The sequence below is a fragment of the Falsiroseomonas ponticola genome (assembly GCF_016805305.1).
Taxonomy (GTDB): domain Bacteria; phylum Pseudomonadota; class Alphaproteobacteria; order Acetobacterales; family Acetobacteraceae; genus Falsiroseomonas; species Falsiroseomonas ponticola.
In genome coordinates this window covers 102557-128917 of sequence record NZ_JAERQN010000005.1, presented here as the reverse complement: position 1 = coordinate 128917, position 26361 = coordinate 102557, and the positions used below count along the sequence as shown (strand labels likewise).

The 26361-nt window shown below is 72.5% G+C and carries 24 protein-coding genes; 11 read left to right on the top strand and 13 right to left on the bottom strand.

The features are described from left to right. Nucleotides 1–32 precede the first annotated feature (32 nt). Nucleotides 33–809, bottom strand: a complete 777-nt coding sequence (minC, locus tag JJI54_RS16220) for a septum site-determining protein MinC (RefSeq protein WP_203074065.1) — start codon at nt 807–809, stop codon at nt 33–35. A 183-nt stretch (nt 810–992) separates the two neighbouring features. Continuing rightward, nucleotides 993–1958: a Bug family tripartite tricarboxylate transporter substrate binding protein gene (locus JJI54_RS16215; protein WP_203074064.1), complete on the bottom strand. Its 966-nt coding sequence runs from the start codon at nt 1956–1958 to the stop codon at nt 993–995. 73 nt (nt 1959–2031) lie between these two features. Here JJI54_RS16215 and JJI54_RS16210 point away from each other — a divergent pair, with 73 nt between their 5' ends. The 6 genes from JJI54_RS16210 (at nt 2032) to JJI54_RS16185 (ending at nt 7944) form a co-directional block, all read left to right on the top strand. Continuing rightward, a complete protein-coding gene (locus tag JJI54_RS16210; RefSeq protein ID WP_203074063.1) occupies nt 2032–2934 on the top strand; it encodes an ABC transporter substrate-binding protein in 903 nt (300 codons plus the stop codon). Beyond that, a complete protein-coding gene (locus JJI54_RS16205; protein ID WP_203074062.1) occupies nt 2931–3389 on the top strand; it encodes an acyl-CoA thioesterase in 459 nt (152 codons plus the stop codon). Before JJI54_RS16210 ends, JJI54_RS16205 begins: the two co-directional genes overlap by 4 nt. 63 nt (nt 3390–3452) lie before the next feature. Continuing rightward, a complete protein-coding gene (locus JJI54_RS16200; RefSeq protein ID WP_203074061.1) occupies nt 3453–4292 on the top strand; it encodes a hypothetical protein in 840 nt (279 codons plus the stop codon). 39 nt (nt 4293–4331) lie between these two features. Continuing rightward, nucleotides 4332–6158, top strand: a complete 1827-nt coding sequence (locus JJI54_RS16195; RefSeq protein ID WP_203074060.1) for a heavy metal translocating P-type ATPase — start codon at nt 4332–4334, stop codon at nt 6156–6158. Further along, nucleotides 6155–7117, top strand: coding sequence for a D-2-hydroxyacid dehydrogenase family protein (locus JJI54_RS16190; protein WP_203074059.1), 963 nt, complete (start codon nt 6155–6157; stop codon nt 7115–7117). Before JJI54_RS16195 ends, JJI54_RS16190 begins: the two co-directional genes overlap by 4 nt. Further along, nucleotides 7114–7944, top strand: coding sequence for an alpha/beta hydrolase (locus tag JJI54_RS16185; RefSeq protein WP_203074058.1), 831 nt, complete (start codon nt 7114–7116; stop codon nt 7942–7944). Before JJI54_RS16190 ends, JJI54_RS16185 begins: the two co-directional genes overlap by 4 nt. Before the next feature lie 3 nt (nt 7945–7947). Here the strand turns inward: JJI54_RS16185 and JJI54_RS16180 are convergent, their stop codons facing one another. From JJI54_RS16180 to JJI54_RS16170, 3 genes are all read right to left on the bottom strand, one after another. After that, nucleotides 7948–9000: an alpha/beta fold hydrolase gene (locus JJI54_RS16180; protein ID WP_226381847.1), complete on the bottom strand. Its 1053-nt coding sequence runs from the start codon at nt 8998–9000 to the stop codon at nt 7948–7950. An 80-nt stretch (nt 9001–9080) separates the two neighbouring features. Next, on the bottom strand, nt 9081–9416 hold the full coding sequence (locus tag JJI54_RS16175) for a hypothetical protein (protein ID WP_203074056.1): 336 nt from the start codon (nt 9414–9416) through the stop codon (nt 9081–9083). A gap of 42 nt (nt 9417–9458) precedes the next feature. Further along, nucleotides 9459–10658: a Zn-dependent hydrolase gene (locus JJI54_RS16170; RefSeq protein WP_203074055.1), complete on the bottom strand. Its 1200-nt coding sequence runs from the start codon at nt 10656–10658 to the stop codon at nt 9459–9461. 80 nt (nt 10659–10738) lie between these two features. Here JJI54_RS16170 and JJI54_RS16165 point away from each other — a divergent pair, with 80 nt between their 5' ends. Further along, nucleotides 10739–11122: a RidA family protein gene (locus JJI54_RS16165; protein WP_203074054.1), complete on the top strand. Its 384-nt coding sequence runs from the start codon at nt 10739–10741 to the stop codon at nt 11120–11122. Here the strand turns inward: JJI54_RS16165 and JJI54_RS16160 are convergent. Then, the gene (locus JJI54_RS16160; RefSeq protein ID WP_203074053.1) at nt 11116–12570 is read right to left on the bottom strand and encodes an N-acyl-D-amino-acid deacylase family protein; all 1455 of its coding nucleotides are present in this window, start codon (nt 12568–12570) and stop codon (nt 11116–11118) included. The genes JJI54_RS16165 and JJI54_RS16160 overlap by 7 nt on opposite strands. Before the next feature lie 126 nt (nt 12571–12696). Here JJI54_RS16160 and JJI54_RS16155 point away from each other — a divergent pair, with 126 nt between their 5' ends. Further along, nucleotides 12697–14280, top strand: a complete 1584-nt coding sequence (locus JJI54_RS16155; protein ID WP_203074052.1) for an ABC transporter substrate-binding protein — start codon at nt 12697–12699, stop codon at nt 14278–14280. 74 nt (nt 14281–14354) lie between these two features. Further along, nucleotides 14355–16421, top strand: coding sequence for a hydantoinase/oxoprolinase family protein (locus tag JJI54_RS16150; protein ID WP_203074051.1), 2067 nt, complete (start codon nt 14355–14357; stop codon nt 16419–16421). 2 nt (nt 16422–16423) lie between these two features. Here the strand turns inward: JJI54_RS16150 and JJI54_RS16145 are convergent, their stop codons facing one another. Further along, nucleotides 16424–18244 carry a hydantoinase B/oxoprolinase family protein gene (locus JJI54_RS16145; protein ID WP_203074050.1) on the bottom strand — a complete coding sequence of 607 codons (1821 nt, stop codon included), beginning with the start codon at nt 18242–18244 and terminating at the stop codon, nt 16424–16426. A 93-nt stretch (nt 18245–18337) separates the two neighbouring features. Continuing rightward, on the bottom strand, nt 18338–18586 hold the full coding sequence (locus JJI54_RS16140) for a hypothetical protein (RefSeq protein ID WP_203074049.1): 249 nt from the start codon (nt 18584–18586) through the stop codon (nt 18338–18340). Nucleotides 18587–18802: 216 nt separating this feature from the next. Here JJI54_RS16140 and JJI54_RS16135 point away from each other — a divergent pair, with 216 nt between their 5' ends. Beyond that, complete coding sequence (locus tag JJI54_RS16135) at nt 18803–20059, top strand: hypothetical protein (RefSeq protein WP_203074048.1); 1257 nt, start codon at nt 18803–18805, stop codon at nt 20057–20059. Nucleotides 20060–20135: 76 nt separating this feature from the next. Then, nucleotides 20136–21248 carry a pyridoxal phosphate-dependent aminotransferase gene (locus JJI54_RS16130; RefSeq protein ID WP_203074047.1) on the top strand — a complete coding sequence of 371 codons (1113 nt, stop codon included), beginning with the start codon at nt 20136–20138 and terminating at the stop codon, nt 21246–21248. A gap of 4 nt (nt 21249–21252) precedes the next feature. Here the strand turns inward: JJI54_RS16130 and JJI54_RS16125 are convergent, their stop codons facing one another. The 5 genes from JJI54_RS16125 to JJI54_RS16105 all read right to left on the bottom strand — a co-directional run bounded on the left by JJI54_RS16125 (nt 21253) and on the right by JJI54_RS16105 (nt 26352). Beyond that, nucleotides 21253–21804, bottom strand: a complete 552-nt coding sequence (locus JJI54_RS16125) for a biotin transporter BioY (protein WP_203074046.1) — start codon at nt 21802–21804, stop codon at nt 21253–21255. 78 nt (nt 21805–21882) lie between these two features. After that, nucleotides 21883–23103 (bottom strand): MFS transporter, encoded by a 1221-nt coding sequence (locus tag JJI54_RS16120; protein ID WP_203074045.1) that lies wholly within the window; start codon nt 23101–23103, stop codon nt 21883–21885. A 63-nt stretch (nt 23104–23166) separates the two neighbouring features. Continuing rightward, the gene (locus tag JJI54_RS16115; RefSeq protein ID WP_203074044.1) at nt 23167–24324 is read right to left on the bottom strand and encodes a 2-methylaconitate cis-trans isomerase PrpF family protein; all 1158 of its coding nucleotides are present in this window, start codon (nt 24322–24324) and stop codon (nt 23167–23169) included. Between the two features lie 52 nt (nt 24325–24376). Next, nucleotides 24377–25339, bottom strand: a complete 963-nt coding sequence (locus tag JJI54_RS16110) for a tripartite tricarboxylate transporter substrate-binding protein (protein ID WP_203074043.1) — start codon at nt 25337–25339, stop codon at nt 24377–24379. A 17-nt stretch (nt 25340–25356) separates the two neighbouring features. Continuing rightward, complete coding sequence (locus JJI54_RS16105) at nt 25357–26352, bottom strand: Bug family tripartite tricarboxylate transporter substrate binding protein (RefSeq protein WP_203074042.1); 996 nt, start codon at nt 26350–26352, stop codon at nt 25357–25359. Nucleotides 26353–26361: the final 9 nt, after the last annotated feature.

Genomic DNA, 26361 nt, shown 5'->3' with positions numbered 1-26361 from the left:
CGCGGGCGCTGCCACGATTGACGAAAACCCGCTCAGCCGAGCGGGTCGAACCGCATATGCTCGCCGACCAGCCTGGCCATGACGGCCTTGCCGATCGGTGCCTCCCCGAGCCCTTCCCGCACCGCGTAGTAGCCGGCGATGGAGACGAGTTCGGGGTCGAAATGCTGCGCGAAGACCCGCGCCTCCGCATTGTCCTGCCCGCCGGCGATGGCGCGGCCCAGCAGGCGGCCATAGACGTGGATGTTGCCATCCGCGATCACTTCCGCGCCGCGGTTCACCGTGCCGACGATGATGAGGTCCGAGCCCTGCGCCCAGATCCGCTGGCCGGCACGCACGGGCTGGTCGATGACCATGGCGGCCTGGGCGATGCCCTGGGGCTGCGGTTCCGGCGGGGGTGCGGGCGGGGGCGCCTGGTAGGCGGGCGGCGGCGCGGCGGAGGGGGGCGGAAGGGGCACCTCCTCCTCCCGCCCGCCGGCCATGCGCAGCGGCGGCAGGCCGGCGCCCTGGGCGGCGACGCGCATCTCCGGCGTGCCGCCGACGGTGCCGATGGGCACGATCTCGATGGCGCGGAGCTGCTGGACGAGGCCGGCGAAATCCACCTCATGCGGCCGGGCCTGGATGTCGTCCAGCCCGACCACGATGGGGGCGAAGCGCAGGAAGCCGGGGGCGCGGCGGAACTGGTCGCCGAGTGCCGGGACCACCGCCTCCACGCGATGGTCCAGCAGCCGCATCACCAGCAGGTTGAAGTTGGCCCCGCGCAGCCGGAAGGGCTCGAGGCGCGGTGCGGAAGGGCTGGGCGCGAAGGACATCGCGGCGGGGGGTTCCTCGGGTGATCCGTCAGCATCGGGAACCACGCGGAGGGGGCGCCGCGCGGCCATCCCCACCCTATAGCCGTGCCGCCCTGCGGAGCGAAGCCTTGTCGCGAAGCCATGACGGAATAGAGACGGCTGGCGCGTGACCTTCACACGCGCCCTCAGCGGCGAATCGGGCGTTCAGCCGCCGCGGATGCCCAGTTCCCGCACCAGGCCGCCCCATTTCGCGACCTCCACCGCCAGATGGGCGCGGGCGGCTTCCGGCGAGGGGTCGGCATAGGCATCGACGCCGGCCGCCGCCAGCTTCGCCAGCACGCCGGGGTCCCGCAGCGCCCGCGCCGCGGCATCGGCGATGGGGCGCAGCACCGCGTCCGGCGTCTGGGCCGGCGCGTAGATCGCCTGCCAGGCGGAGGCGTCGTAGCCCGCGACCCCGGCTTCCGCCAGCGTCGGCAGCTGGGGCAGCAGGGTCGATCGCTGCGCGCTGGTCACCGCGAGCCCCCGCACGCGGTTGTCCGCCATCAGCGGGCCGAGCAGCGTCTGGCTGTCGATCATGAAGTCCACGCGCCCGGCGGTGAGGTCCGCCACCGCCTGCGGCGTGCCGCGATAGGGCACCACGGTGAAGTTCGCCCCCGTCAGCTTGCGCAGCAGCTCCGCGGCGAGGTGGGAGGAGGCGCCGATGCCCGCCGTCCCGAAATTCGCCTCCCCGTTGCGGGACCGCAGCCAGGCGAGGAAGCCCGGCACATCCATCGCCGGCACGCCGGGATGGACGGCCACGACGAAGGGCTGGCGCGTGACCAGCGCCACGGGGGCGAAGCTCGTGATCGGGTCGAAGGGGAAGCTGGCGTAGAGCGCGGACATGGCCGCATGGCCGACGCTGCCGACCAGGATCGTGTTCCCGTCCGGCGCGGCGCGCGCCACGGTGCTGGCGCCGATGGTGCTGCCCGCGCCGCCCTGGTTGTCGATCACCAGCGGCCGGCCGAGCGTGACCGTCATGTGCTCCGCCAGGATGCGCGCGACGACATCGGTCAGCCCGCCGACCGCGAAGGCCACCACCACGCGCAGCGGCCTGGGCGCCTGCGCCGCGGCACCGCGCGCCACCAGCGGCCCGGCCAATGATCCCAGCAGCAGTCGGCGCGACAACGTCATCAGGGGGGCCCTCTTCTCCGGCATGGTGCAATCATGTCACATCGCGCGACACCTTACAGCCGGAGCCGGGCCCATGAACGCCATCACGCTGCAGGAGCCCTTCCGCGCCCTGTTCTACACGCCCTTCTACGCGGCCATCGCACGGGGCGATTTCGCGGCCGCCGGCGTCGATGTCACGCTCATCACGGTGGGGGAGCCCGATCGCGCGGTGGCGAACCTGCTGTCGGGCGCCGCGCACATGGCCTGGTCCGGACCGATGCGCGTGATCCGCGACCATGCGGCCAACCCGGACAGCCCGCTGGTCAGCTTCGGCGCGGTGGTGATGAAGGACCCCTTCCTGCTGGTCGGCCGCGGGCCCAGGCCCGGCTTCACGCTGCGCGACCTGCGCAGCCAGTCGCTCGGCGTGGTGAGCGAGGTGCCCACCCCCTGGTGGTGCCTGCAGCGGGACCTGCTGGAGGCCGGGATCGACCCCGCCGGGCTGGAGACCGTGCAGGGCCGGACCATGGCGGAGAATGCCGGGGCGGTGGCCGCCGGCACGCTCGGCGTCGCGCAGGTCTTCGAACCCTTCGCGACCCAGGCGGAGGCGAAGGGCTGCGCGGTGTGGCATGCCCAGGCGGACCGGGGCCCCACCTCCTACACCGCCTTCTACGCGACGCGCGCCATCCTGGCGGAACGCCGCCCGGCGATCCTCGGCATGATTCGGGGCCTCGCGTCCATGCAGCGCTGGCTGCAGGGCACGGACCCCGGCATCGTCGCCGCGACCGTCGCGCCCTTCTTCCCGGACCTCGACCGCGCGACGCTGACGGGCGGCATCGCGCGCTACCGGAAGCTCGGCCTCTGGGCGCCCACGCCCTTCTTCCCGCGCGAGGCCTATGAATCACTCGAGGCCTCCATGCTGCGGGCCGGCGCCATCGCCACGGCGCCGGGCTACGATGCCTGCATCGACAACGCCGTCGTGCAGGATGCGTTGGGATGAGCAAGGCGCTGCCGACGCGCGCGGATTACCGCTTCTTCCTGGCGATCCCGACGCGCTGGATGGACAACGACATCTACGGCCACGTCAACAACGTGACCTACTACAGCTACTTCGACACGGTGGTCGCGCGCTTCCTGCTGGGGGAAGGCGCGATCAACCTGGTGGACAGCCCCGTCATCGGCGTGGTCGTGGAGACCCAGTGCCGCTTCCACGCCCCCATCGCCTTCCCCGAGGCGGTGACGGCGGGGCTGCGCGTGGAACGCCTGGGCAATACCTCCATCCGCTACGGCATCGGCATCTTCAGGGCCGAGGAGGAGACGGTGAGCGCGGAGGGCCATTTCGTGCACGTCTATGTGGACCGCGCCACGCAGCGCCGGCCGACGCCCCTGCCCGACCGGCTGCGTCAGGCTGCGTCGGGAATTCTCGTTCCTGGGACAGTTGATACCAACCGATAGTTGCAGCCCCCCGGTCATATCGCCTAGGGTTCGACCGGGTCGGGAAGACCCGGATCGGAGGGAATGCGCCGTGGCACGTGCGTCGGCATGAGCATCATCGGCACGCAGTCGCCCTGGCGCCTGGGCGTTCGCACCGCCACGCCGCCGGGGGAGGCCATCCTCGGCATCCGCGCGCTGGCCTACCGCGCGGAAGGCCAGCCCGGCGCGCTGCCGCCGGTGGCGGGGCTGGCGATGAAGGCGGCCGGCATCATCGGCGCCCGCCCGGCCTGGGATGCGGCTTCCGGCCAGATGCGCTTCCATGACCTGCCGCCCGGCCCGCGCCGCATCCTGGTGACGGATCCGGAGCGCCGCTTCCTGCCCGCCGCGGTGATGGTGGAGGTGCCGGACCGCTACCCGCCGCGCCCGACCGCCGGCGGCCCGCCCGTGCCCGTGCCGTCCCACCCTGTCCGCCGCACCGTCCTGCTGCGTCCGGCGCCGGGCCGCGCCATCCCGACGGGGATGACGGCCGTGATCGGCACGCTGCGCGACGCCACCGGGCGCGGCATCGCGCTCGCCCGGCTGGCCGCCAGCACCGATGCCGGGCTGATGCGCGTCGTCACCTGGACGGATGAGGCGGGGGGATTCGCGCTGCTGCTGCCGGACAGCGAGGCCGGCATCCCGCCCGCCACCTGCGCCCTGGCCGTGCATGCCCCGGCCGCCAGCCTGGCCGCGGCGCTGGCGGTGGATCCGCTCGGCGCCCTGCCCGCCGACCTGGACCAGCTGGACCCGGACGGGCCGCACAGCCCCTTCGAGCCGCGCCCGGTCGCGATCCTCGCCCCGGATGGCACGGTGGCCGCCGGCCCGGCCGGCGCGCTGCCGCTGCGGCCCGGGCGCACCGTGCGCTGGGATCTCCTCGCCCGCTGAGGGCTGGACAGGAACGCCGCCCCGCGCGAAGCCTGCGCGATGGATGAGACGGCGAAACGGCACCTGCTGATCGCCGCCGGCTGCGGGCTGGCACTGGGCCTGCTGCTGCGGCTCGCCGCCCTTCCCACCCTGTCAGCCCTGGCGCTCGCGCTCGGCACCGCCATCGTGCTCGGCGCGCTGGTCGTGGAGATCGCGCGCAGCATCGCGCGGCGGGACTTCGCGCTGGACGTGGTGGCGGCACTCGCCATGGCCGGCGCGCTGGCACTGGGGGAATGGCTGGCCGGCGCGGTGGTGGCGCTGATGTTCGCCGGCGGCCAGGTGCTGGAGGCGCGCGCGAGTGCCCGGGCGCGGCGGGAGATGACGGCCCTGTTGGCCCGGCAGCCGCGCACCGCCATGCGGCAGCGCGAGGGCGGGCTGGAGGAGGTGCCGATCGCCGCGATCCGCCCCGGCGACCGCCTGCTGATCCGCAAGGGGGAGGTGCTGCCGGTGGATGGCGCGCTGGAAGGCCCCGCCCTGCTGGACGAGGCCGCGCTGACCGGCGAGCCCCTGCCCATCGCCCGCCAGGCGGGCGATCCCGCCCGCAGCGGCGCCACCAATGCCGGGGAAAGCCTGGTGCTGCTGGCGACGCGCCCGGCGGCGGAGAGCACCTATGCCGCCATCCTGCGGCTGGTGGAGGGCGCGGCGGCCGCCAAGCCGCCCCTGGCGCGGCTGGCCGAGCGCTGGTCCGTGGCCTTCCTGGCCGCGACCCTGGCGCTGGCGGGCGCGGCCTGGCTGCTGACGGGCGATCCCGCGCGGGCGCTGGCGGTGCTGGTGGTGGCCACCCCCTGCCCGCTGCTGCTGGCCGTGCCCGTCGCGCTGGTGGCCGGCATGAACCGCGCGGCGCGGGCGGGCGTGCTGGTGAAGTCCGGCGCGGCGCTGGAACGCCTGGCCGGCGTTTCCGTCCTGGTGCTGGACAAGACGGGCACGCTGACCGAGGGGCGGCCGCGCCTCGTCGCCATCCAGCCCGCGCCCGGGATCACGGAGGACGAGTTGCTGCGCCTGGCCGCCGCGCTGGACCAGGCCAGCGGCCATGTGCTGGCGGAAGCGCTGGTGGCCGCGGCCCGGGCAGCCGGCCATGCCCTGCCGATGCCGGAAGCGGTGCGGGAAGCCGCCGGGGCCGGGCTTTCCGGCGTGGTGGCGGGGCAGGCCATCGCGATCGGCACCCGCGGCTTCGTCGCCACCCATGCGTCCCTGCCGGAGGCGCCCGCGCATGAACCCGGCACCGCCGCCGTCACCGTCGCCATCGCGGGGCGGCATGCGGGCACGCTGCTGTTCCGCGATTCGCTCCGCCCCGACGCGCCGGCGATGATCGCCGCGGCGCGCCGCGCCGGGATCGGCCGCGTGGTGCTGCTGTCCGGCGATGCGGAGGCGCCGGCCCGGGCCGTGGGCCGGCAGGTCGGCGCCGATGCGGTCTTCGCGGACCATGACCCCGCGCGGAAGCTGGCCGTCATCGAATCGGAACGCCGGTCCGGCCGCGTGCTGATGGTGGGGGATGGGGTGAATGACGCGCCGGCCCTGGCCATGGCGGATGTCGGCATCGCCATGGCGGCACGCGGCCAGGCCGCGTCCGGCGAGGCCGCGGATGCGGTGGTGCTGGTGGATCGCCTGGACCGCGTCGCCACCGCGCTGTTCGCCGCGCGCCGCGCCCAGGCGATCGCGAAGCAGTCCGTCGCCGCCGGGATCACGCTCTCGATCCTCGGCATGATCGCCGCCGCGCTGGGGTATCTCACGCCTGTGCAGGGTGCTTTGATCCAGGAGGGCATTGACGTCGCCGTCGTGCTCAACGCATTGCGGGCACTCGGTCCGGGCAGGGATGAAACGGCATGACGGCTGTGACGAAGATCGCGATCCTCGATGACTACCAGGGCGTCGCCCTGTCCATGGGGCCATGGGACCGGCTGCCGGCGGGGGTCGAGGTGACCGTCTTCCGCGACACCATCAAGGACCAGGATGCGCTGGTGGCGCGGCTGCTGCCCTTCGACGCCATCCTGGCGATGCGCGAGCGCACCCCCTTCCCCGGCGCGCTGATCAGGCGGCTGCCGAACCTCAAGCTGCTGATGACGACGGGGGAGCGGAACCGCTCGCTCGACATCGCCGCGGCGCAGGCGCAGGGCGTGACGGTGTGCGGCACGTCATCGAGCGGCGCGCCGACGGTCGATATCACCTGGGGCCTGATCCTGAACCTGATGCGCGACCTGCCCGCCCAGGCCGCGAGCCTGCGTGCCGGCAGCTGGCAGACCAGCGTCGGCACGGCGGTGGGCGGGCAGACGCTCGGCATCCTCGGCCTCGGCAAGCTCGGCAGCGCGGTGGCGAAGGTCGGCCTGGCCTTCGGCATGAAGGTCATCGCCTGGTCCACCAACCTGACCAGCGAGGCCGCGGCCGCCGTCGGCGTGACGCGCGTGGAGAAGCAGGAGCTTTTCGCGCAGTCCGACGTGGTGTCGCTGCACATGATCCTGTCGGATCGCAGCCGCGGCATCGTGGGTGCGGCGGAGCTTGCCGCCATGAAGCCCAGCGCCTTCATCGTGAACACCAGCCGCGGCCCTCTGATCGACCAGGACGCGCTGATCGCGGCGCTGAAGGAAGGCCGCATCGCGGGCGCGGGCCTCGATGTCTATGACCAGGAACCGATCCCGCCGGCCCATCCGCTGCTGTCGGCGCCGAATGCGCTGCTGCTGCCGCATCTCGGCTATGTCTCGAAGCAGAACTACGGCGCCTATTTCAAGGGCGCGGTGGAGGTGATCGAGGCCTTCATCGCCGGCAATCCCATCCGGGTGCTGGCGCCGTGAAGGCGCTGCCGGATTTCTGGGCCGCCGCCAGCCAGGCGGAGCGTGACCGCGCCTACAACAACGCGGAAGCCGTGGCTGACAGCCCGGCCCTGATCGCCGAACGCGACGCCGCCGCGGCGGCCTTCCGCGCCGCGCATCCCGGCCATCTGGACCTGGCCTTCGGCACGCATGAGCGGGAGGCCTGGGACCTGTTCCCGGGCCGCGACGCGCATGCGCCCTGCCTGGTCTTCATCCATGGCGGCTACTGGCAGCGCAACCGGCGGCAGGATTTCTGCCACCTGGCGGAAGGCGTGCTGGCCATGGGCTGGTCCGCCGCCTTCTGCGGCTACACCCTGGCGCCGGAAGCCAGCCTGACCACCATCTGCTGGCAGGTGAACGCGGCGCTGGACTGGCTCTCCGCCCATGGCGCGGCGCATGGCATCGCCGGGCCGATCATCGCTTCCGGCTGGTCCGCCGGCGGGCATCTGACGGCGATGGCGCTGGAACACCCGGCGGTGACGGCGGGGCTCGCCATCTCCGGCGTCTTCGACCTGGAGGCGATCCGGCAGACCTACCTGGATGCCGCGCTGAAGCTGACGGAGGACGAGGTGCAGAACCTGTCGCCCGCGCGGCGGCCGGTGGTGATGAAGCCGCTGGCCATCGCCTATGGCGCGAAGGAACTGCCGGAACTGGTCCGCCACAGCCGCGACTTTCACCAGTTGCGCAGCGAGGCGCAGGCACCCGGGGCGCTCGTGCCGATTCCGGGCGCCGACCATTTCCGGGTGCTGGAGGCGCTGCGCGTGCCGGGCGGCAGCCTGGTCAGGATCGCCGCCGCCCTGCTGGACTGATCGTCAGGGCAGCGTCGCCATGAAGCGGCGGAGATCCTCCGCCCAGAAGCGCGCATTGCCGGTGGTGCCGTGGCCGAGCGTCTCGGCACTGGCCGGGATCAGCAGCAGCTGGCCGTTCGCCACGCGGCGCATCGCCGCCTGCATCAGCCCCGTCTCCGGCGGGTTGCGTTCGTCATCCGCCGCGTTGATGGCGAGTACCCGCGCCTTGATGCGGTCGAGCCTCGGCGCCGGGTTGTAGTCCCGCGACGAATCCCACTGCCAGATGAAGTCATTGGCATCGGCCGGCGGCGGCGCGGCCAGGCGCTGGTCGATGATGCGGTCCGCCGCTTCCCGCGTCGGCGCGATGGCAGCGAGGTTCAGCGTGCCGCCATTGGTGCCGGTGGCGTAGACGACATTGGCAAGGCCGAGGCTGGCGGGCTGCTGCGTGTAGAAGCCGTTGTTGTAGGCGGGGTCGCGCCGCACCGTCTCGATCAGCAGGCGGCGCATCATCCAGTTGCGGGCCGACATCTCCGTGGGCTGCGCCGCCATGGGGACGATGGCATCCATCGAGTCAGGGAAATTCGTGCCCCAGAGCCAGGCATGCATGCCGCCCATGGAGTTGCCGATCACCAGGCGAAGGCGGCGGATGCCGAGGCCCTCCGTCACCAGCCGGTGCTGCGCCAGCACCATGTCGTCGTAGTTGTAGCGCGGGAAATTGCCGCGCAGCCCGTCGCTGGGCTTGGCGGTGCGGCCGGTGCCGATGGCGTCGGGGATGATGATGAAGTGGCGCCGGGCATCGAGCGGCTGGCCCTCGCCGAAGAGCTGCCCGGCGAAGGCCGGCGTCAGCATGCTGCGGGCGGACCCCGCGGTGCCGTGCAGGACGAGGACGGGGATGCCGCCGGGATCGCCGACCGTGGTGTAGCCGATGCGCAGTTCGGGCATCACCTCCCCGGTGTGGAAGCGGAAGTCGCGCGCGACCCAGCTGGCATCGCGGGGCGCCGGGTAGTCGGCCGCCAGGGCCGGGGTCGCGGCCATCGCCAATCCGATCATGAATGCGGCGCGCCGCGTGAGGCGCATGGCGGCAGGCCGCGCAGGGCTCGGGGTTTCCACGGGTCGTTCCTCCGCAAGGCTTCTTGTGCGCGAAGCCTACCGGAACTTTACGGCGTGCGGATATAGGCCAGGAAGACGAGGAAGCTGGCCGCCCCGAGGGCGACATGCAGGCCGAGCACGGCGCCGCCCCCGCGCCGCAGCCAGCGGAAGGCGCCATAGCCGCCCGCCAGGGCGAGCGCGACGAGCAGCGGCGGGATGATGGCCGGCATCGGCCCGGGCGGGCCCGCCACGACGCGCGCCGCCACCACCGCCAGGGCCGCGATGGCGGCGACCAGATGCGCCGTCACCACCCAGCGCCTGCGCGTCCGCGTGAGGTAGTGGAAGCCGGCCAGGGCACCCAAGGCCAGCGTCGCCAGCAGCACCACGATCCCGAGCGTGTTCATCGGCCCATCCCCTCCGTTCCGGATGCAGATAGGCTGCCGCGCTCAGCCTGCCAGGTAGCGCGCCGCGCCTTCGGCCAGGACCCCGACGCAGAGCGCCAGATCCTCCTCCTTCGTATCCTCGCTCCAATGATGGCTGATGCCGCCGATGGAGGGGGTGAAGAGCATGGCGGCCGGCATGCGCTTGGCCAGGTACTGCGCATCATGCCCGGCGCCGGAGGGCATGTGCCGCCAGGCGCCCGGCGCCAGCGCCTCCGCCGCCCCGGCCAGCGCGGCCTGCATGGCGGGGTCGCAGAGGGCGGGCTTGGAGAGGCTCATGGGTTCCAGCACCGCATGGCAGCGTTCGCGGCGGTTGCTTTCCTGCACGCAGGATTCGAGCACCTGCGCCATCCGGGCCAGCACCGTCTCCTCCACGTCGCGGAACTGGAACAGCACCTCCGCCTTGCCCGGGATGATGGAGGCCGCGCCGGGGTCCAGCGCGATGCGGCCGCAGGTCCAGGTGCTGCGCGGGCCGCAGGCCATGGGCATGCGCTCATCCAGCATGGCCAGCAGGCGCACCGCGGTCAGGCCGGCGTCCTTCCGTTCCGCCATGGTGGTGCCGCCGGCATGGTCCTGCATGCCGGTGATGGTGATGCGGTACTGCCAGATGGCGACGATGCCGGTGACGACGCCGACGCGCTGGCCAGCGCCCTCCAGCTGCGTCCCCTGCTCGATATGCATCTCGAGAAAGCCCTTGTGGCGGCCGGGCTCCATGGCGATGCGCGGCAGGCCGGCCAGGCCCGCTTCCTGCAGCGCCTGGCGCAAGGGCTTGCCGTGGTAGCGGTTGGCGAGGCGGTCGATCTCCTCCTCCGGCAATTCGCCAATGAAGGACCGGCTGCCGATGAAGCCGCCATAATGGCCTTCCTCATCCGCCCAGGCCGCGACGTCCACGGGCAGGCCCGCGCGCGCCAGCGCCACGCCGGCCATGACGCCCAGCGCGCCATCCAGCCAGCCCGCGTAGTTCTGGCTTTCGATGTGGCTGCCGACCAGCAGATGCGGCCCCGGGCCCTGGTGGCGGCCGATGACGTTGCCGATGCCGTCCATGGTGGGTTCCAGCCCGCATTCGCGCATCCGGTCCATGAGCCAGCGGCGGCTTTCCATATCCTCCGGCGAATAGGTCGGGCGGTGCACGCCGGTCTTGTAGGCGCCGATCTTCCGCAGCTCGTTCAGATCCGCGAGGAAGCGGGCGGTATCGACCTTCGGCATGGGGAACGGAAACCCGTGGCTGTTGCGCGCGCATGGTGGAACCGGCATCCAGGCGCCTGCAAGACCAGGGGGAACATCCGATGCCGGAAATCACGCGCTTCATGCCGCCGCAGGGCGGCCGGCAATACCCGCCCTTCGCCCAGTCGGTCCGCCACGGGCCGACGCTCTACGTCTCCGGCATCGGTCCCATGGGGCCGGACGGCGTGCCGGAGGGGTTCGAGGCGCAATTCGCCCTGGTCATCCAGCACCTGAAGCGCGCGCTGGCGGAAGGCGGCAGCAGCATGCAGGGAATCCTCAAGGCGACCGTGCTGCTGACGCGGGCGGAGGATGTGGGGCTGATGAACCGCCTCTATGCGGAGGCCTTCCCGGCGGAGCACCTGCCCGCGCGCACCACCTGCGTGGTGGCGGCGCTGCCGGTGCCGGAATTCCTGCTGGAGATCGAGTGCATCGCGGCGGTCTACTGAACCTGGCGCCGCAGCAGGCGCCCGGCCGGCGTGTCGCTGGCGCCGGCGGCGTGGGTATAGACGGATTGGCCGTTCACCCAGGTCTCGATGATGCCGTCGGCGACCTGGCGTGGCTCCACGAAGGTCGCGCGATCCAGCACCGTATCGGCATCGAACAGCACCAGGTCGGCGAAGGCGCCTTCCCGCAGCGTGCCGCGATCGGCGATGCCGAAGATCGCGGCGGTGCGGCCTGTCATCTTGTGGACGGCCGTTTCCAGGTCGAAGAGGCCGAGTTCGCGGCAGTAGCGGCCCAGAACGCGCGGGAAGGTGCCCCAGAGGCGCGGATGCGGATGCTTGGCCAGCGGCCCGCCATCGCTGCCGATCATGGAGAGGCGATGCGCCATGATCCGGCGCACATCCTCCTCCGCCATGTTGTGGAAGACGCCGCCGCCGGGCGTCAGGCGCTTCGCCGCTTCCTCCAGCGACACGCCCCATTCCTCCGCGATGTCGGACAGCGCGCGGCCCGCCATCGCGGGATGCGGCAGTGACGTCGTGACCTGCACGGGCACGTCGGGCCGCGGCTTGCGTGCGCTGAGGGAGGTGGAGGAGGCGGTATAGGGATAGACGTCGAAGGCCACGGGGTAGTCGGCGGCGTGGCGCTCGATCAGCGGCAGGGTTTGGACGGAGCGGCCGTGATTCTCGGGCTGCGCGCATTTGTGGTGGCTGATGATGATAGGGGCGCCCACCGCCTTGCCGATGCGCAGCGTCTCCTCGATGCTGTCCAGCACGCCATCGGCCTCGTCGCGCATGTGGGTGACATAGAGGCCGCGATGCTCCCGCAGCGCCTCCGCCACCGCGATCACCTCCTCGGTCGGGGCGTGCTTGCTGGGCGGGTAGAAGAGCCCCGTCGAGAAACCGGCCGCGCCTTCAGCGAGGGACTGCGCCAGCTTGCGGCGCATCCGCTCCGCTTCCCTGTCCGTCGCGGCGCGGGTGGTGTCGCCGCCCATGGCGGCCACGCGCAGCGACATGTGGCCGACCAGCGCCAGCGTGTTCACCGACGATGGCTTCTTCTCCAGATGCTCCGCATAGGCGCCGAAGCTGTCGAAGATCCACCATTCCGGCGCGCAGACGCCGTCCAGCGGCGCGGGCGGGCGTTCCTTCATCGGCTCCGGCGCCAGGCTGATGCCGCAATTGCCGACAACGACGGTGGTGACGCCCTGCGACACGCGGCAGAGCATGCAGGCGGGGCCGCAGAGCACCGCCTGGTCATCATGCGTATGCGCATCGATGAAGCCGGGGGAGAGGATGCGGCCCTGCGCCATCACCTCCCGATCCGCGGCCATGCCAGACAGGTCGCCGACGCCCACGATCCGGTCGCCCTTCACGCCGACATCGCCGCGACGGCGCGGGCCGCCCGTGCCATCGACCAGCGTGGCATCGCGGATGATCAGGTCGCAGCGCAGCGTCATGGCTTGGCCCTCCGTCGCGGCAGCATGGAACGCGCGGCCTTGCGCGCCAAGACGTGCAGAAACACCGTTTCCCGCCTGCATCGCCTGGTGCATCGTGGCCACGCCGTATCCGGAGGAGGCCCGCCCATGCCCACCCGCCGCCAGATCCTTGGCACCGCCGGCGCCATGGTCGCTGCCCCCCGCGTGGTCGGCGCGCAGGGCGCGGCATCCCGCACGCTTCGCTTCGTGCCGCAGGCGGACCTCGCGGTGGTGGACCCCGTGTTCAATACCGCGACGGTGACGCTGACCCATGGCTTCATGGTCTTCGACACGCTCTACGGGCTCGACGCCGACTACAACCTGCATCCGCAGATGGTGGAAGGGCATGTGGTCGAGGATGAGGGCCGGATCTGGACGCTGACGCTGCGCGAGGGGCTCCGCTTCCATGATGGCGAACCCGTGCGCGGCCGCGACGCCGTCGCCAGCATCCGCCGCTGGGCGGCACGCGACATGTTCGGTGCGGAGCTGATCGCGGCGACGGACGAGCTGACGGCACCGACCGACCGCACCATCCGCTTCCGCCTGAAGCGCCCCTTCCCGCTTCTGCCGCGCGCGCTCGGCAAGGTGACGGCCGCGATGCCGGCCATCATGCCGGAACGCCTGGCCAGCACCGATCCTTCGCGCCCCGTCGCCGAGATGATCGGCAGCGGACCCTTCCGGTTCGAGGCGCGGGAGCGCGTCTCCGGCGCGCGCGTCGTCTATTCGAAGTTCGACGGCTATGTGCCTCGCGCCACAGGCACCGCCAGCCGCTCCGCCGGGCCCAAGATCGCGCATATGGACCGGATCGAGTGGCACATCCTGCCGGACCCCGCGACGGCCGCGGCCGCGCTGCAGCAGGGGGAGGTCGATTGGCTCGAATACGCGCCGAACGATCTGCTGCCGGTGCTGCGCCGCAGCCGCAACGCGACGGTGAAGATCACGGAGGACAGCAGCATCAGCGTGCTGCGCTTCAACCACCTTCATCCGCCCTTCAACAACCCCGCCATCCGCCGCGCCATGCTCGGCGCGCTCGACCAATCCGCCTACATGACCGCCGCCTTCAGCGATGACCGAAGCCTGTGGCGCACCGATGTCGGCGTCTTCCTGCCGAATACGCCGATGGCGAATGAGGAGGGCATCGGCGTGCTGCGCGGCCCGCGTGACATGGAGAAGGTGAAGCGCGACCTGGCCGCCGCGGGTTATCGCGGGGAGAAGGTGGTGGTGCTGCAGCCCATGGACTTCGCCTTCCTCAAGGCGATGGGCGAAGTGGCCGTCGACATGTTCCGTCGCGCCGGCATGAATGCCGAAGCCTATGCCGCGGACTGGGGCACCATCGTGCAGCGGCGCGGGTCCCGCAATCCGCCGGAAAGCGGCGGCTGGAACGTCTTCATCTCCGGCTTCAGCGCGGCCGGCCTGCTCGACCCCGTTGCTAATCTCGGCCTTCGTGCCAATGGCTCGGGCGCCTGGTTCGGCTGGCCTGACAGCCCCGCGCTGGAACGGCTGCGGCAGGAATGGATGGCGGCGCCCGATACCGCTGCGCAGCAGGCCAAGGCGCGGGAGATTCAGGCACAGTTCTGGCAGGACGTGCCCTATCTCCCGCTCGGCGAGTATTTCCGGGTGATCGCGCATCAGCGCAACCTGGTCGATATTCCGGTCGGGCTCTCGACCTTCACGGGCGTCAGGCGCGTTTGACGCGTCGTCGCGGCGGTGCCTAGCATCAAGCGTGAAAACGCACGCGATGCTGTGCTGGCATGGATGGAATGCGGATGAGTGATGGCATGGACGGCCGCGGCAGCCTCTCGGTCGCGGTCGATGCGGGCGGCACCTTCACCGACATCGTGCTGGTCGATCGCGCGAGTGGCCAGCGCTGGCAGGCCAAGGTTTCCTCCACGCCCGATGACCGCTCCCGCGCCTTCGCGGAGGGCATCGCGCAGGTCCTGTCCATCGCCGGGCGCTCGCCCGCCGAGGTCACGCATGTGCTGCACGGGACGACCGTCGCGACGAATGCGATCCTGGAACAGAAGGGCGCCAAGGCGGGCCTGCTGACGACGGCCGGGCTTCGCCATGTGCTGGAGATCGGCCGCCACGACATCCCGCGCCACGCGAACCTCTATGCCTGGCAGAAGCCCCGCCGCCCCATCCCGCCGGAACATGTGCGCGAGGCTCGTGAAAGGCTCGCCGCCGGCGGCGCCGTGGTGGAGGCGCTGGTCGAGCAGGACGTGCGCGACGCCGCGGCGGAGTTCCGGCGCCTCGGCGTGGAGGTCGTGGCCGTCTGCTTCCTGCACGCCTATGCCGACCCCACGCATGAACGCCGCGCCGGCGCGATCCTGGCGGAGGAGCTGCCGGGCATTCCCATCACGCTCTCCAGCGAGGTGCTGCCCGTCTTCCGCGAATACGAGCGCAGCATGGCCACCGCCCTCAACGCCTATGTCATGCCCGCCGTGGCCACCTATGTCCGCCGGATCGAGGATCGGCTGAAACAGGGCGGCATCGCCGCGCCGCTGCTGCTGATGAAATCCTCGGGCGGCGTGATCCGCGGCGAGGGCGCGGCGAAGCAGCCCGTGCAGACCGCGCTCTCCGGCCCCGCGGCCGGTGTCGTCGGCGCGCGCGCGCTGGGGCTCCGCGCGGGGCATCCGAAGCTCATCACCCTCGATGTCGGCGGCACCTCCGCCGATATCAGCCTGATCGATGGCGATCCGCGCCTGACCAGCGAGGGCAAGGTCGGCGACTGGCCGCTCAGCCTGCCGATGATCGACATCCACACCATCGGCGCGGGCGGAGGATCGATCGCCCGCGTCTCGCCGGAAGGCGCGCTGCTCGTCGGCCCCGCGAGTGCCGGCGCCATGCCTGGCCCCGTCGCCTATGGCCGCGGCGGCGTGGAGCCGACGCTGACGGATGCGAACCTGGTGCTGGGCCGCCTGCCGCCCTCGCTGCTGGATGGCGCCATCACGCTGGATGTGGACGCCGCCGCGCGTGCGATCGAGGCACGGATCGCGAAGCCGCTCGGCATGGACCTGCACGCCGCCGCGCGCGGCATCATCGCAGTGGCGGACAATGCCATGGCCGGCGCGATCCGCGTGGTCTCGGTGCAGCGCGGGCATGACCCCGTCGATTTCGCGCTGCTGCCCTTCGGCGGCGCGGGACCGCTGCAGGCCGGCGCCATCGCGCGGCTGCTCGGCATGCGGCGCATCCTGGTGCCGTCCAGCCCCGGCGTGCTCTCCGCCGAGGGGCTGCTCGCCGCGCCGCTGCGCAACGAGTTCTCCCGCACCGTGATGATGCGCGCGCCCATCGCGGACCCCGCGCCGCTCGCCGCCGCCTTCGGCGCGCTGGATGCGGAAGCGGCCGCCTGGCTGGAATCGGAATCCGTACCCGCTTCCGCGCGGGAAATCCGGTGGCGGGCGGGGATGCGGTACATGCACCAGGGCTTCGAGCTCTACGTGGATTGGCCCGGCCGCGCCGCGGACCATACCGGGCTGGAAGAAGCCATCGCGCGCTTCCACGCGGAGCATGAGCGCCTCTACACCTTCGCGCAGCCCGATACGCCGGTGGAGATCGTGACGCTGGAGGTGGCAGCGCTCGGCACGCTGCCCGGCCCGGCGCCGGAAGCGGCACCCGTGGCGGGGCCTGGCGCGCCCTACACCCATCTGCCGGTGCATCTGGAGACGGGGCTCGCCCGCGTGCCGGTCTGGCGGCGCGATGCGCTGGGCGCCGGTGCCACGGTGCTCGGCCCGGCGATCATCGTGCAGATGGATGCGACGACCTATCTGCACCCCGGCGACAGCGCGGTGATGGATGCGTTCGGGAATCTCGTCGTCGAGGTTCCCGCCGGGTAGTCTCAGCTCGCCATCGCGTCCCACCACGCCGCGGCGTCGCGGTATTCGCCGTGGCGGTGGAACATCCCCTCCGCCGCCGGGCGGTCGGCGCGCAGCGCGGCGGTCGCTTCCTCATCCACCTCGCGATCGGGCGTCGCGGCCAGCACCACGCCGTAATCGGCGCGCGCGGCCTCCGCCGTCACGAAGCCGCCCAGCACATCCTGCCGCACGCGCCAGGCCTCGCGGTCGAAGGGATGGCCCCAGCCGCCGCCGCCCGTGCTCTCCATGCGCACGACATCGCCGCGCTTCACGGGAATCCCCTGTGCCAGCCTGGCGACTTCGCGTTCATCGGCGCGGCCGGGATTGATGATGAAGCGGCCGGGCCGCCCGCTCTGCCCGCCCTTCACGCCCCAGGGCGGATTCTCGACATTGTCCATGCGCGTGTTGAGCGTCGCGCCATCGACCAGGATCTCCATCTCCCGGATCATGCCGCAGCCGCCGCGCCAGCGCCCAGGCCCGCCGCTGTCCGGCCGGATGGCGTAGGTGCGGATTCTCACCGGCATGTCGGTCTCGAGGAACTCGATCGGGTAGTTCTGCTGCGCGACGTAGTAGATGACGTCGAGCCCATCGGCGAAGGGCCTGGCCCCCTGCCCCGTGCCGTGGCCGCCCGATTTGTAGAACAGGGACCCGTCGGAGGGCTGGCGCCCCGTCAGCGTGTAGATGGTGTAGATCGAGCTCGCCGCGGGGCTGTTGCCCTCCGTCGCCTGCGCCAGCAGCCCCAGGCAGCCGGAGATGACGCGCGCCAGCGTGTTGGACCGCTGGCCGAGCGGCGCGGGAAAGGCGGGCTGGATGATGGTGCCGGACTTCACCAGCACCTCATCGATCGTGCGCAGCAGCCCGTCATTCATCATCACGTCGGGCTCGTTGGCCAGCAGGTACAGCCCGAAGACCGTGTTCGGCACGGTCGGGTTCATGAGGAAGTTGATCGGGCCCTTCGCCTGGCCGTCCGACTCGCGCGTGTCCAGCGTGAAGCCATCCTCCCGCGCCGTCAGTTCGAAGCGCACGGTGAAGGGGCCGCCGCCCTTGCCGTCCCCATCCACGCGATCGGCGAATTTCCAGCTGCCGCCGGCGGGGAAGACCTCCGCGAGGCGACGGCGGAACAGCCGCGCCGACTGCTCCCGCATCGCCGCGATGGCGCCCAGCAGCACCTTGGTGCCGAAGCGGTTGAACAGCTCCGCCAGCCGCTTCTCGCCGAGCCTGACCGCCGCCGTCAGCGCCCGCGTGTCGCCGCGGGCATGCTGGGGGAAGCGGGAATTACGGACGAAGACCTCGAACAGGTCCGTGTTCAGCACGCCCTCACGGTACAGGCGCACCGGCGGCACCATGATGCCTTCCTGGAAGACGCTCTCCGTGCCCGGCGTGTTCGATCCCGGCCAGGCGCCGCCGATATCGCGGAAATGCGCCCAGCTCTGCGCGAAGGCCACCAGCTCACCGCCCACGAAGACCGGCGTGGCGAAGACCTGGTCCGAGGTGTGGGAGACGCCACCCTTCGAGATGTAGCAGTCATTGTACCAGAAGATGTCGCCGGGCCTGATATCCTCGGCCGGGAAGCGGTCGAGGATCGGGCGCATCACGTCGCCGAACAGCGGCAACTTCGTGCCGGTCACCAGGCTGCCATCGGCGGCATAGAAGCCGATGAAGTAGTCCTGCTTCTCCCGGATCACCGGTGACATGGCAGTGCGTTCGAGCAGCGCCTCGCATTCCGCCTGGGCGGAGCGCAGCGCGCCCTTGATGATCTCCACCGTGACCGCATCCGGTGCCGTCAGCCCGACCGACCCGTCCATCACCGTCTCCGCCTGCGTGGCGAAGACGCTAGCGGTGGCCTAGGGGGAGCGCAACGCGAGCCTCGGCATCAGAGTGATCCGCTGCGTCGCGCGCTAGTCGCGTCGTGCGTAGCCGCGCGGCGGCGGCGGGCGCTTCGGGCCCATCACCGCGTCGATCTCCGCCTTGGCGCGGTTCAGCATCTCGCCCAGCGTCTCGCCCGGATGCTCGCGCACCATCTCCCGCGTCTGTCCGCGATTGGCGGGCGGGTGGATCAGCACGGTGAAGCCGGCCTTGCCGCGGTCGAACACCTCCATCCGGTGCAGGCGGTATTCACGGGTCTGGACGACGAGGAGTTCGGGCATCAGGCCTTCCTACAACTTGGGACAGAGGTATGACCCAAAGCTGCTGCACTGCAACACCCGAAATGCAACGCGCTTGACCGGCGCGCCCCGCCACAACCATCCGCTGTGCCCCCACAACCCCCGGGTGCCTGCCGCGCCGCGCGTTTTGCTGTAGCTTCCGGGCAGAGCGAGGAACGCCCGCATGATCCCTGCCCCCCTGAACCGCACGGCCCGGCCGTGAGCCTAGACCCCCGCGCCCAGCTGCCCGCCGGCCCCCGCCATGCCGGCATCGGCGCCGGCTTCGTCCGCGACTGCGCCCTCGCGGGTGGGGCGGAGGAACGGCTGGCCAACCGCCTCGCCCTGATCGCGGAGGAGGTGCTGGGCGCCGCCCCCGGCAATGCGGGACTCGTCGGCCTCACGCTCTCCGACCGCCGGCACGCGATGCGGCTTTCCGTCGATTTCACCGCCGCCGACCTGGATTTGGCGGGGCTCGATCAGTCCCGCCGGGGCGCGGCGGAGGATGCGGAGGAGATCGGCCTCTACCTCGCGGCGCGACTCGCGGACCGGCTGACGACGGAGCCGCTGGACCGCGGCGGGCTGCGCCTGTCCTTCGATGTCGGCCGCGCCTATCCGGCCCAGGCGCCGGCCGCGGCGCCGGAGGGGCTCGGCCCCCTCAGCGGCGCGGCGGCGGACCCGGATGACGCGACGCTGGCGCTGCTGGTGCAATGGGCGGAAGCGGCGGGCCTCGGCGGGCCGGCCTTCCGCCTGGCGCCGCGGGTGCTGGACCAGCGGGCGCAGGGGGATCTCTTCGCCCGCGTGGCGCTGGATGCGCGCCGGCGGCCGGTGGGCGGGCTGTTCTGGCAGCCCTTCGGCCGGCGCCTGATGGAACTCTCCGGCCCCGCGCTGCTGCTGCCGGAAGGGCCCGGCCGCGCGGCGGTGGCGGAAGCGCTGCTGGAAGCGGCGTTGGCCGGCCTGGTGCGGAAGAAGATCCAGGGCCTGGTCGTGCTGGAACCCTCACCCGACATGCCGCGGACGGGGTTCGAGACGGTGGGCCAGCTGCCCGGCGCCGATGGCACCACCTGGCCCGTGCTGTTCCGCGCGCTGGAGGAGGACCCGGGCGGCATCAGCTGGGCGCCGCGCGTGCTGGCGGAGTGGATCACGGGCGCGACGCGCCGCCTGGCACTCGGCCGGGATATCGAGGAGCCGGCCCGCCCAAAGCGCGCCACCGGCGCCGCCATGGCCGCCGAGACCGACCGCGCCCGCGGCCGCGTCACGCTGCGCAGCCTGATCGCGGCCGGGGATGCCGCCGCCGTCGCCGCCGGCAATGTCGCGCTGTTCCGCGACCAGGGTTTTTCCGAGATCCGCGCGATCATCGACCTCGGCAAGCCGGACCAGGCGGCCTTCGCGGAGGGGCTGGTCCAGGCGGGGCTGGCGCCGGCCGCGCTGATCCCCGACGCGGCGGGCGACCTGCTGCTGCTGGCTGCCGCGGAATGAGGCCGCATCGCAGGCCGCCCGCGCCGCGGCCCCAGGCGCCGGAGGGGCGCGAGGGCGAAGCCTTCGCGCACGGGCCATGAAGGACTTCGCGCTGGATCGGCTGGTCCCGGCGCATGTCCGGGCCTTCGAGGCCTATGTGCCGAGCCCGCCGGATGACGTGCTGTGCCGCCGCTTCGGCGTGCCCTTCCTGCATCGGCTGAACAACAACGAGAATCCGCTCGGCCCGCCCGGCGCGGCGCAGGCGATGATGGCGGCCTGGAAGCCGGAACAGGCCGCGCTCTATCCCCAGGGGGATGGCTGGCACCTGCGCCGCGCGCTCGGCCGGCAGTTCGACATCGACCCGGAGCAGGTGATCCTCGGCAATGGCGCGAACGAGGTCATCGCCTTCGTCATCAAGGCCTTCTGCGAGCCGGGGGACAACATCGTCACCGCCGACCGCACCTTCGCCGTCTATGAATGGCTGGCCAGCTTCTCCGGCGTGGAGCCGCGGCTGATCCCGCTGCGGGACTACGCCTTCGACGCGGAGGCGATGCTGGACGCGATCGATGACCGCACCCGCGTCATCTTCGTCTGCAACCCCAACAACCCCACCGGCACCTGGTGGACGCATGAGGAGCTGGACCGCTTCATGCAGGCGGTGGATGGCCGCGCCATCGTGGTGGCGGACGAGGCCTATGCCGAATTCGCGGAAGACCCCGCCTTCCCCGACAGCTTCGCGCTGATGCAGCGCCACCCCAACCTCATCGTCTTCCGCACCTTCTCCAAGATGTGGGGCCTGGCGGGGCTGCGCATCGGCTGGATGGCGGCGAGCCCCGACGTGGCGGCGACGGTGAAGAAGACCTCCATCAGCTACAGCGTGAACATCCTGGCGATGGAGGCCGCGCGGCTGACGGTGTGGGACGATGCGCATGTGGAAGCCACGCGCGCCCATATGCGCGAGGCCCGGGCCGGCGTCGCGGCGCTGGCGCGGCGGCTCGGCCTGACGATGATCGGCGATGTCGGCAACTTCGTCATGCTCAGGCTGCCGATGAGCGACACGGTCGCGCATCGGCGCCTGATGGGGCGCGGCGTCATGGCGCGGGCCATGACCAGCTTCCGCTACCCCGGCTGGCTGCGCGTCAGCCTCGGCCCCGCCCCCGCCATGGCCGCCTTCGCGACGGCGCTGGAGGCGGTGCTGGCCGAGGGCTGAGCGGTCAGCGCCCCCGCTGGAACAGCGCGGAGGCGGCGATCACCAGGGCGACCTTCGTCGCCTCGCCCAGCAGGAAGGGCAGCACGCCGATGGCCAGCAGCCGGTCCGCCGGCACGAAGCCCGCCAGCCAGGCGATGCCGCAGCCATAGATGGCGACGACGCCCGCCAGCAGCGCCAGGCTGCGGCCCAGCAGGCCGCGGCCCTCCGCCAGCGTGCCCGTCAGCCAGGAGGCGACCAGGAAGCCCGCCAGGTAGCCGCCCGTCGGCCCGGCCATGTAGGCGATGCCGAAGCCGCGTTCCGGCGAACCGGCGAAGACCGGCAGCCCGGTGGCCCCGGCCAGCAGGTAGGCGGCCATGATGGCGGTCGCCAGGCGCGGCCCGGCCAGCACGGCGAAGCCCAGCACCGCCATGGTCTGCAAGGTCATCGGCACGGGCCAGAAGGGGATCTGCGTCTTGGCCGAAAGCGTCATCAGCGCGACGCCGAGCAGCACGACGACGCCCTGGTGCAGCAGTCGCTGCGCCGCCGGCGCGGTCTGGGCGGGATGGAGGATGGACATGGCGATTCCCTGTTGAGGCTTGGTCAGGCACGTCGCCCCTGATTGGCCGATCCGCCCCGCCCCGCGCAAGCGGCAGGGTCAGCGCGGCAGGCGCAGCAGCATCGGCGCGGCGGGGGCCAGCAGCACCGCGGCCAGCACGAAGGCCGCCGGATAGCCGGCCCAGTTCACCACCAGCCCGCCCAGCAGCGGCCCGAACAGGTAGCCCACCTGCAGGGTCAGCATCATGAGGTTGATGTTGGCTCCCCGCTGCGCCGGCGGCGAATGGCGGTGCATCAGGGCGTTCAGCAGCGGCAGCGCCGCGCCGAAGCCGATGCCCAGCAGCAGCGCCACGGGCACCAGCACCCAGGCGCCCAGCGGCGTGCCGCCGATGGGCAGCGCCAGCAGCACCAGCGCCACCGTCACCACCGCGACGCCGAAGGCCGAGACGCGCCGCTGGTCCAGCCGGTCGAACAGCTTCCCGGCCGACAGGCGCAGCACCATGATCGTGCCGGTCTGCAGCGCGAAGAACAGGCCGACCACCGCTTCCCCCTGCAATTCCGTCGCGCGGCCCTTCGCCATGCTGAACAGCACCGCATGCGCCACGAAGGCGGCGGTGTTGATGGCGAGCAGCGCCAGCACCGGGCCGCTGCGCGGCCCCGCCCGCCCGCCCGGCCCGCCCGCCACATCGGAGGGGGCCGGCACGCTGGCGCGGGCCAGCAGCACGGCCAGCAGCAGCGCCGGGGCCTGCAGCAGCGCCATGGCGGCGTACTGGTTGGCCGGGTCGCCGCCGAAGCGCGGCAGGGTCAGTTCCATCAGCGGCGGCAGCAGGGCGAAGGGCAGCAGATCCGCCACGGAGAAGAGGCTGTAGGCCTCCCCGGCCCGCTGCGGCGGCACCAGCGCCACGAAGCGCGTGGTGATGCCGACCAGCGTCAGGACGAAGCCGAAGCCGTGCAGCAGGCGCAGCCCCACGAAGGCGAAGAAGCCATCGGCGATGAGGTAGAGCGGCAGCACCACCAGCGTGACGCCGAAGCCCGCGACGGTGCACCACCCCGCGCTGGCCACGGAAACCCGCGCCGCCACGGAAGGCATCAGCACCAGCGCCACCAGGGTGAAGGCCGCGATGGTGCCGCCGGCCTGCGCGGCATCCAGCCCCTTGCCCCTCAGCCAGGGTTCCAGCCCGTAGAAGGCCGCCAGGTTGGCGAAGCCCAGCAGCGCCAGCGCCAGGACGCCCGCGAAATCTCCCCGCCAGAGCCGCGGCGGCCCATCGGGCGCGGGTCTCGTCGCACCCGCCGCGGGGCCGGTCGTGGTCGAGCCTTCCATGCCAGCGGCGCCTCCCCTGCGCGTGAAGGAGGCTACCAGCAACAACCGGGACGCGACAGCCGGTCAGCCCCGCACCAGGACCGAACCCTCGAACAGGCGGCGCTGGGTGCGGAACAGGGTCGCGTGTTCGCAATGGAAGCCGCCCTTCGCCCCGGCATCCGGCTGCACGGCAGCATCCACCACCGCGATGCCGGAGGCATGGCCGAGCCGGATCGGCGCGGCCGGGTCCGCCGCGCCCAGCAGCCGCGCCGGCAGGCTGCCCGGGATGCGGCCGGCCACCGCCAGGCAAAGGGCGCCCGTCGCCGTCACGGCGCGATGCGGCTGGCCCATGGAGATGATGCGGATATGGAGATCGACCTCCGCCGCCTGGAGCACGCGCCCATTGGCGAGCCGCGCCTCGCAGGGCGCCCAGAGCATCGCGATCCGCGGCAGGCTCGGCCGGGCGCGGGCGGCTTCGGCATCGCGCGCGACGCCCATGGCGACGGCCGCCTGGCGGCGGATGGCGTCCAGGCGTTCCAGCAGCGCGCCCTCGCCATCCAGCGCCTGGGCCGTGTCCACGGCCTGCCGGCCCATCGCCCCGGCGGCCACGAAGACGCAGGGGCTGGCGGCATCGACCAGCGTCGCCTCCACCGTGCCCACCCCCGGCACTTCCAGCCTGTCCAGCACGCGGCCGGTCGGCAGCAGCGCGCCGGTGCGGGCGCCGCCGGGGTCGAGGAAATCCAGCCGCACGGGCGCGCCGCTGCCGGCGACGCCGTCCAGCACGAAGTCGCCATCCACCATCGCCTCCCCGCCGCGCGCCTCGAACCGCGCGCGGATGATGCGGCCGGCATTGGTGTCGTGGATGCGGACCTCGACGGGGCCGTCCTGGGGCGCGTGGGGCAGCATGCCCTCATCCAGCGCGAAGGGGCCGATGGCGGAGGACATGTTGCCGCAGCTGCCGCCGTAATCGACCAGCGCTTCCTTCACCGCGACCTGGCCGAAGGTGTAGTCGATATCGGCATCGGGGCGCGTCGGCGGGCCGACGATGCAGACCTTGCTGAGCGAGGAGACGCCGCCGCCCATGCCATCGAGCTGCCGGGCCTCCGGGTCCGGGGACCCGATGGCGGCGAGGAAGATCGGGTCCCATGCCGCGCGATCCGCCGGCAGGTCCTGCCGCCGGAACAGGAGGGCGCGGGAGGTGCCGCCGCGCATGAACACCGCCCTGAAGCGCCGCTGTGGCATCACCGTCCCTCCCCGACCGAGGGGCGGTTCTACGGCGCCGGGGCGGTGCCCGTCACGCCTCCCCCGCCCGCATCCCGACGGCGCCCGCCACGGCGGCGAAGCGCGCGGCGGTGTCGCGCAGCAGGGGGCCGAAGCGGTCGGGCCCATGGCCTGGTGTGTCGAAGCCGAGCCCCGCCAGGCGCTGGGTGACGCCGGGGTCGCGGAGCGCGGCCAGGCTGGCCGCATGCAGCGCGGCCAGCACCGGCGCCGGCGTGGCCTGGGGCGCAAGGACGCCGATCCAGGTCTCGGCCTCGAAGCCCGGGGCCACGCTTTCCGCGAAGCTCGGCACCTGCGGCAGCGCCGGGCTGCGCTGCAGGCCGCTGACGCCCAGCGCCACCAGGCGCCCGTCCCGGATCTGGTCGATGGCCGCGCCCAGCGTCACCACGCCGCCATCGATGGTGCCGGCCAGCAGGTCGATCAGCAGCGGCCCGCCGCCGCGGTAGGAGATGTGTTCCGGCCGCCCGCCCAGCGCCTGGGCCAGCAATTCGCTGGCGAAATGCTGGGAGGAGCCCAGCCCCGGCACGCCGATATTGGTCGGCCGACCGGCCCGCAGCCGCGCCTGGTAGGCCGCCGCATCGGGGATGCCGGAGCGGGGATGCGTCACCAGCGCCTGCGGCGCGGAGGCGCCGAGCAGCACCGGCGCCAGGCCGCCGATGAAGGGCCCGCTGCCCGGCACGGGCAGCGCCTCGATCGCCGCCAGCGTGTCGTTGGTGATGAGCAGAGTCTGCCCATCCGGCGCCGCCCGCAGCACCGCCTGGGTGCCGAGGCGGGAGGAGGCGCCGCCGATATTCTCGATGACGACATTCTGCCCGCTGGCGGCGGCGAAGGCGGGGACGAAGATGCGCGCGAAGGCATCGACGCCGCCGCCCGGCGGGAAGGGCACGATGGCGCGGATGGCGCGGGTGGCGGGCTGGGCCAGCGCCGGCAGCGGAAGGATGGCAGCCGCGGCGGCCAGCAGGGTGCGACGGTTCAGCATGGCGATGATCTCCTGCGTCAGACGGTTTCGGCGCGGATGCCGGCGGCCTCGATCGCCGCGGCGAAGCGGCGTTCGCTGTCGGTGATGGAGGCAAGGAATTCGGCGGGGGTGGAGCCGGTGACGATGAAGCCGAGCTCGCTGAGCCGCCGGTGCACCGCGGGTTCGAACAGCGCGGTGCGCCAGGCCTGGTGCCAGGCCTCGATGATCGGCTGGGGCGTGCCGGCGGGCAGCAGGATGCCCTGTGTGCTCGGCACGTCGAAGCCGGGCGCCACCGTCTCCGCCAGGGTCGGCACCTCCGGCAGGGCGGGGTCCCGCGCGGCGGTGGAGACGGCGAGCGGCACCAGCCGCCCCGCCCGCACATGCGCGGTGACCGCCGGGAGGGTGATGATCATGGCATCGAGCTGCCCCGCCATCAGGTCCAGCGTCGCCGGCCCGCCGCCGCGATAGGGGACGTGCACGACCTCCACGCCGCCGAGCTGGCGGTTCAGCATCTCGCTGATCACATGGGCGATGCCGCCATGGCCGGGCACGCCGAGCGTCAGCGCGCCGCGCCGGCGCCGGGCCTCCGCCACGTAGTCCTGCACGCTGCGGATGCCGCTGCCGGGATGCGTCACCAGCAGCTGGGACGCGCCGATGGTGAGCGTGACGGGGGCGAGGCGCGGCCGGAGCAGCCCCTGCTGGCGCCCGAAGAGGATGTCGCTGAGCACCAGGCCATCGCCGGAGGCGACGAGCAGTGTGTGGCCATCCGGCGCCGCCCGCGCGACGATGGCGCCGGCGCCGCGGCCACTGGCCGTGCCGTTGTTCTCCACCACCACCGTCTGGCCGATCCGGTCCGACAGCACCGGCGCGGCGGCGCGGGCGTGGATGTCCTGCGTGCCGCCCGGGGCGGCGGAGACGATGAGCTTCACCGCCTGGGTCGGCCGCCAGGCGGGGCTGGCCAGGGCGGGCCGCGCCAGCAGCGGCGCGCAGCAGGCGAGCATCGCGGCGCGTCGGGTCAGGGCCAGTCGATGCATCGGAGAACT

Excerpts from the sequence above, each read along its gene's own strand:
- JJI54_RS16130 (WP_203074047.1), top strand. The coding sequence starts at position 20,136 with ATGAAGGACTTCGCGCTGGATCGGCTGGTCCCGGCGCATGTCCGGGCC.
- JJI54_RS16125 (WP_203074046.1), bottom strand. The coding sequence starts at position 21,804 with ATGTCCATCCTCCATCCCGCCCAGACCGCGCCGGCGGCGCAGCGACTG.
- JJI54_RS16140 (WP_203074049.1), bottom strand. The coding sequence starts at position 18,586 with ATGCCCGAACTCCTCGTCGTCCAGACCCGTGAATACCGCCTGCACCGG.
- JJI54_RS16180 (WP_226381847.1), bottom strand. The coding sequence starts at position 9,000 with ATGCGCCTCACGCGGCGCGCCGCATTCATGATCGGATTGGCGATGGCC.
- JJI54_RS16205 (WP_203074062.1), top strand. The coding sequence starts at position 2,931 with ATGAGCAAGGCGCTGCCGACGCGCGCGGATTACCGCTTCTTCCTGGCG.
- JJI54_RS16160 (WP_203074053.1), bottom strand. The coding sequence starts at position 12,570 with ATGACGCTGCGCTGCGACCTGATCATCCGCGATGCCACGCTGGTCGAT.
- JJI54_RS16175 (WP_203074056.1), bottom strand. The coding sequence starts at position 9,416 with ATGAACACGCTCGGGATCGTGGTGCTGCTGGCGACGCTGGCCTTGGGT.
- JJI54_RS16210 (WP_203074063.1), top strand. The coding sequence starts at position 2,032 with ATGAACGCCATCACGCTGCAGGAGCCCTTCCGCGCCCTGTTCTACACG.
- JJI54_RS16115 (WP_203074044.1), bottom strand. The coding sequence starts at position 24,324 with ATGCCACAGCGGCGCTTCAGGGCGGTGTTCATGCGCGGCGGCACCTCC.
- minC (WP_203074065.1), bottom strand. The coding sequence starts at position 809 with ATGTCCTTCGCGCCCAGCCCTTCCGCACCGCGCCTCGAGCCCTTCCGG.
- JJI54_RS16155 (WP_203074052.1), top strand. The coding sequence starts at position 12,697 with ATGCCCACCCGCCGCCAGATCCTTGGCACCGCCGGCGCCATGGTCGCT.
- JJI54_RS16150 (WP_203074051.1), top strand. The coding sequence starts at position 14,355 with ATGAGTGATGGCATGGACGGCCGCGGCAGCCTCTCGGTCGCGGTCGAT.
- JJI54_RS16165 (WP_203074054.1), top strand. The coding sequence starts at position 10,739 with ATGCCGGAAATCACGCGCTTCATGCCGCCGCAGGGCGGCCGGCAATAC.
- JJI54_RS16110 (WP_203074043.1), bottom strand. The coding sequence starts at position 25,339 with ATGCTGAACCGTCGCACCCTGCTGGCCGCCGCGGCTGCCATCCTTCCG.
- JJI54_RS16170 (WP_203074055.1), bottom strand. The coding sequence starts at position 10,658 with ATGCCGAAGGTCGATACCGCCCGCTTCCTCGCGGATCTGAACGAGCTG.
- JJI54_RS16190 (WP_203074059.1), top strand. The coding sequence starts at position 6,155 with ATGACGGCTGTGACGAAGATCGCGATCCTCGATGACTACCAGGGCGTC.
- JJI54_RS16105 (WP_203074042.1), bottom strand. The coding sequence starts at position 26,352 with ATGCATCGACTGGCCCTGACCCGACGCGCCGCGATGCTCGCCTGCTGC.
- JJI54_RS16195 (WP_203074060.1), top strand. The coding sequence starts at position 4,332 with ATGGATGAGACGGCGAAACGGCACCTGCTGATCGCCGCCGGCTGCGGG.
- JJI54_RS16215 (WP_203074064.1), bottom strand. The coding sequence starts at position 1,958 with ATGACGTTGTCGCGCCGACTGCTGCTGGGATCATTGGCCGGGCCGCTG.
- JJI54_RS16145 (WP_203074050.1), bottom strand. The coding sequence starts at position 18,244 with ATGGACGGGTCGGTCGGGCTGACGGCACCGGATGCGGTCACGGTGGAG.
- JJI54_RS16200 (WP_203074061.1), top strand. The coding sequence starts at position 3,453 with ATGCGCCGTGGCACGTGCGTCGGCATGAGCATCATCGGCACGCAGTCG.
- JJI54_RS16120 (WP_203074045.1), bottom strand. The coding sequence starts at position 23,103 with ATGGAAGGCTCGACCACGACCGGCCCCGCGGCGGGTGCGACGAGACCC.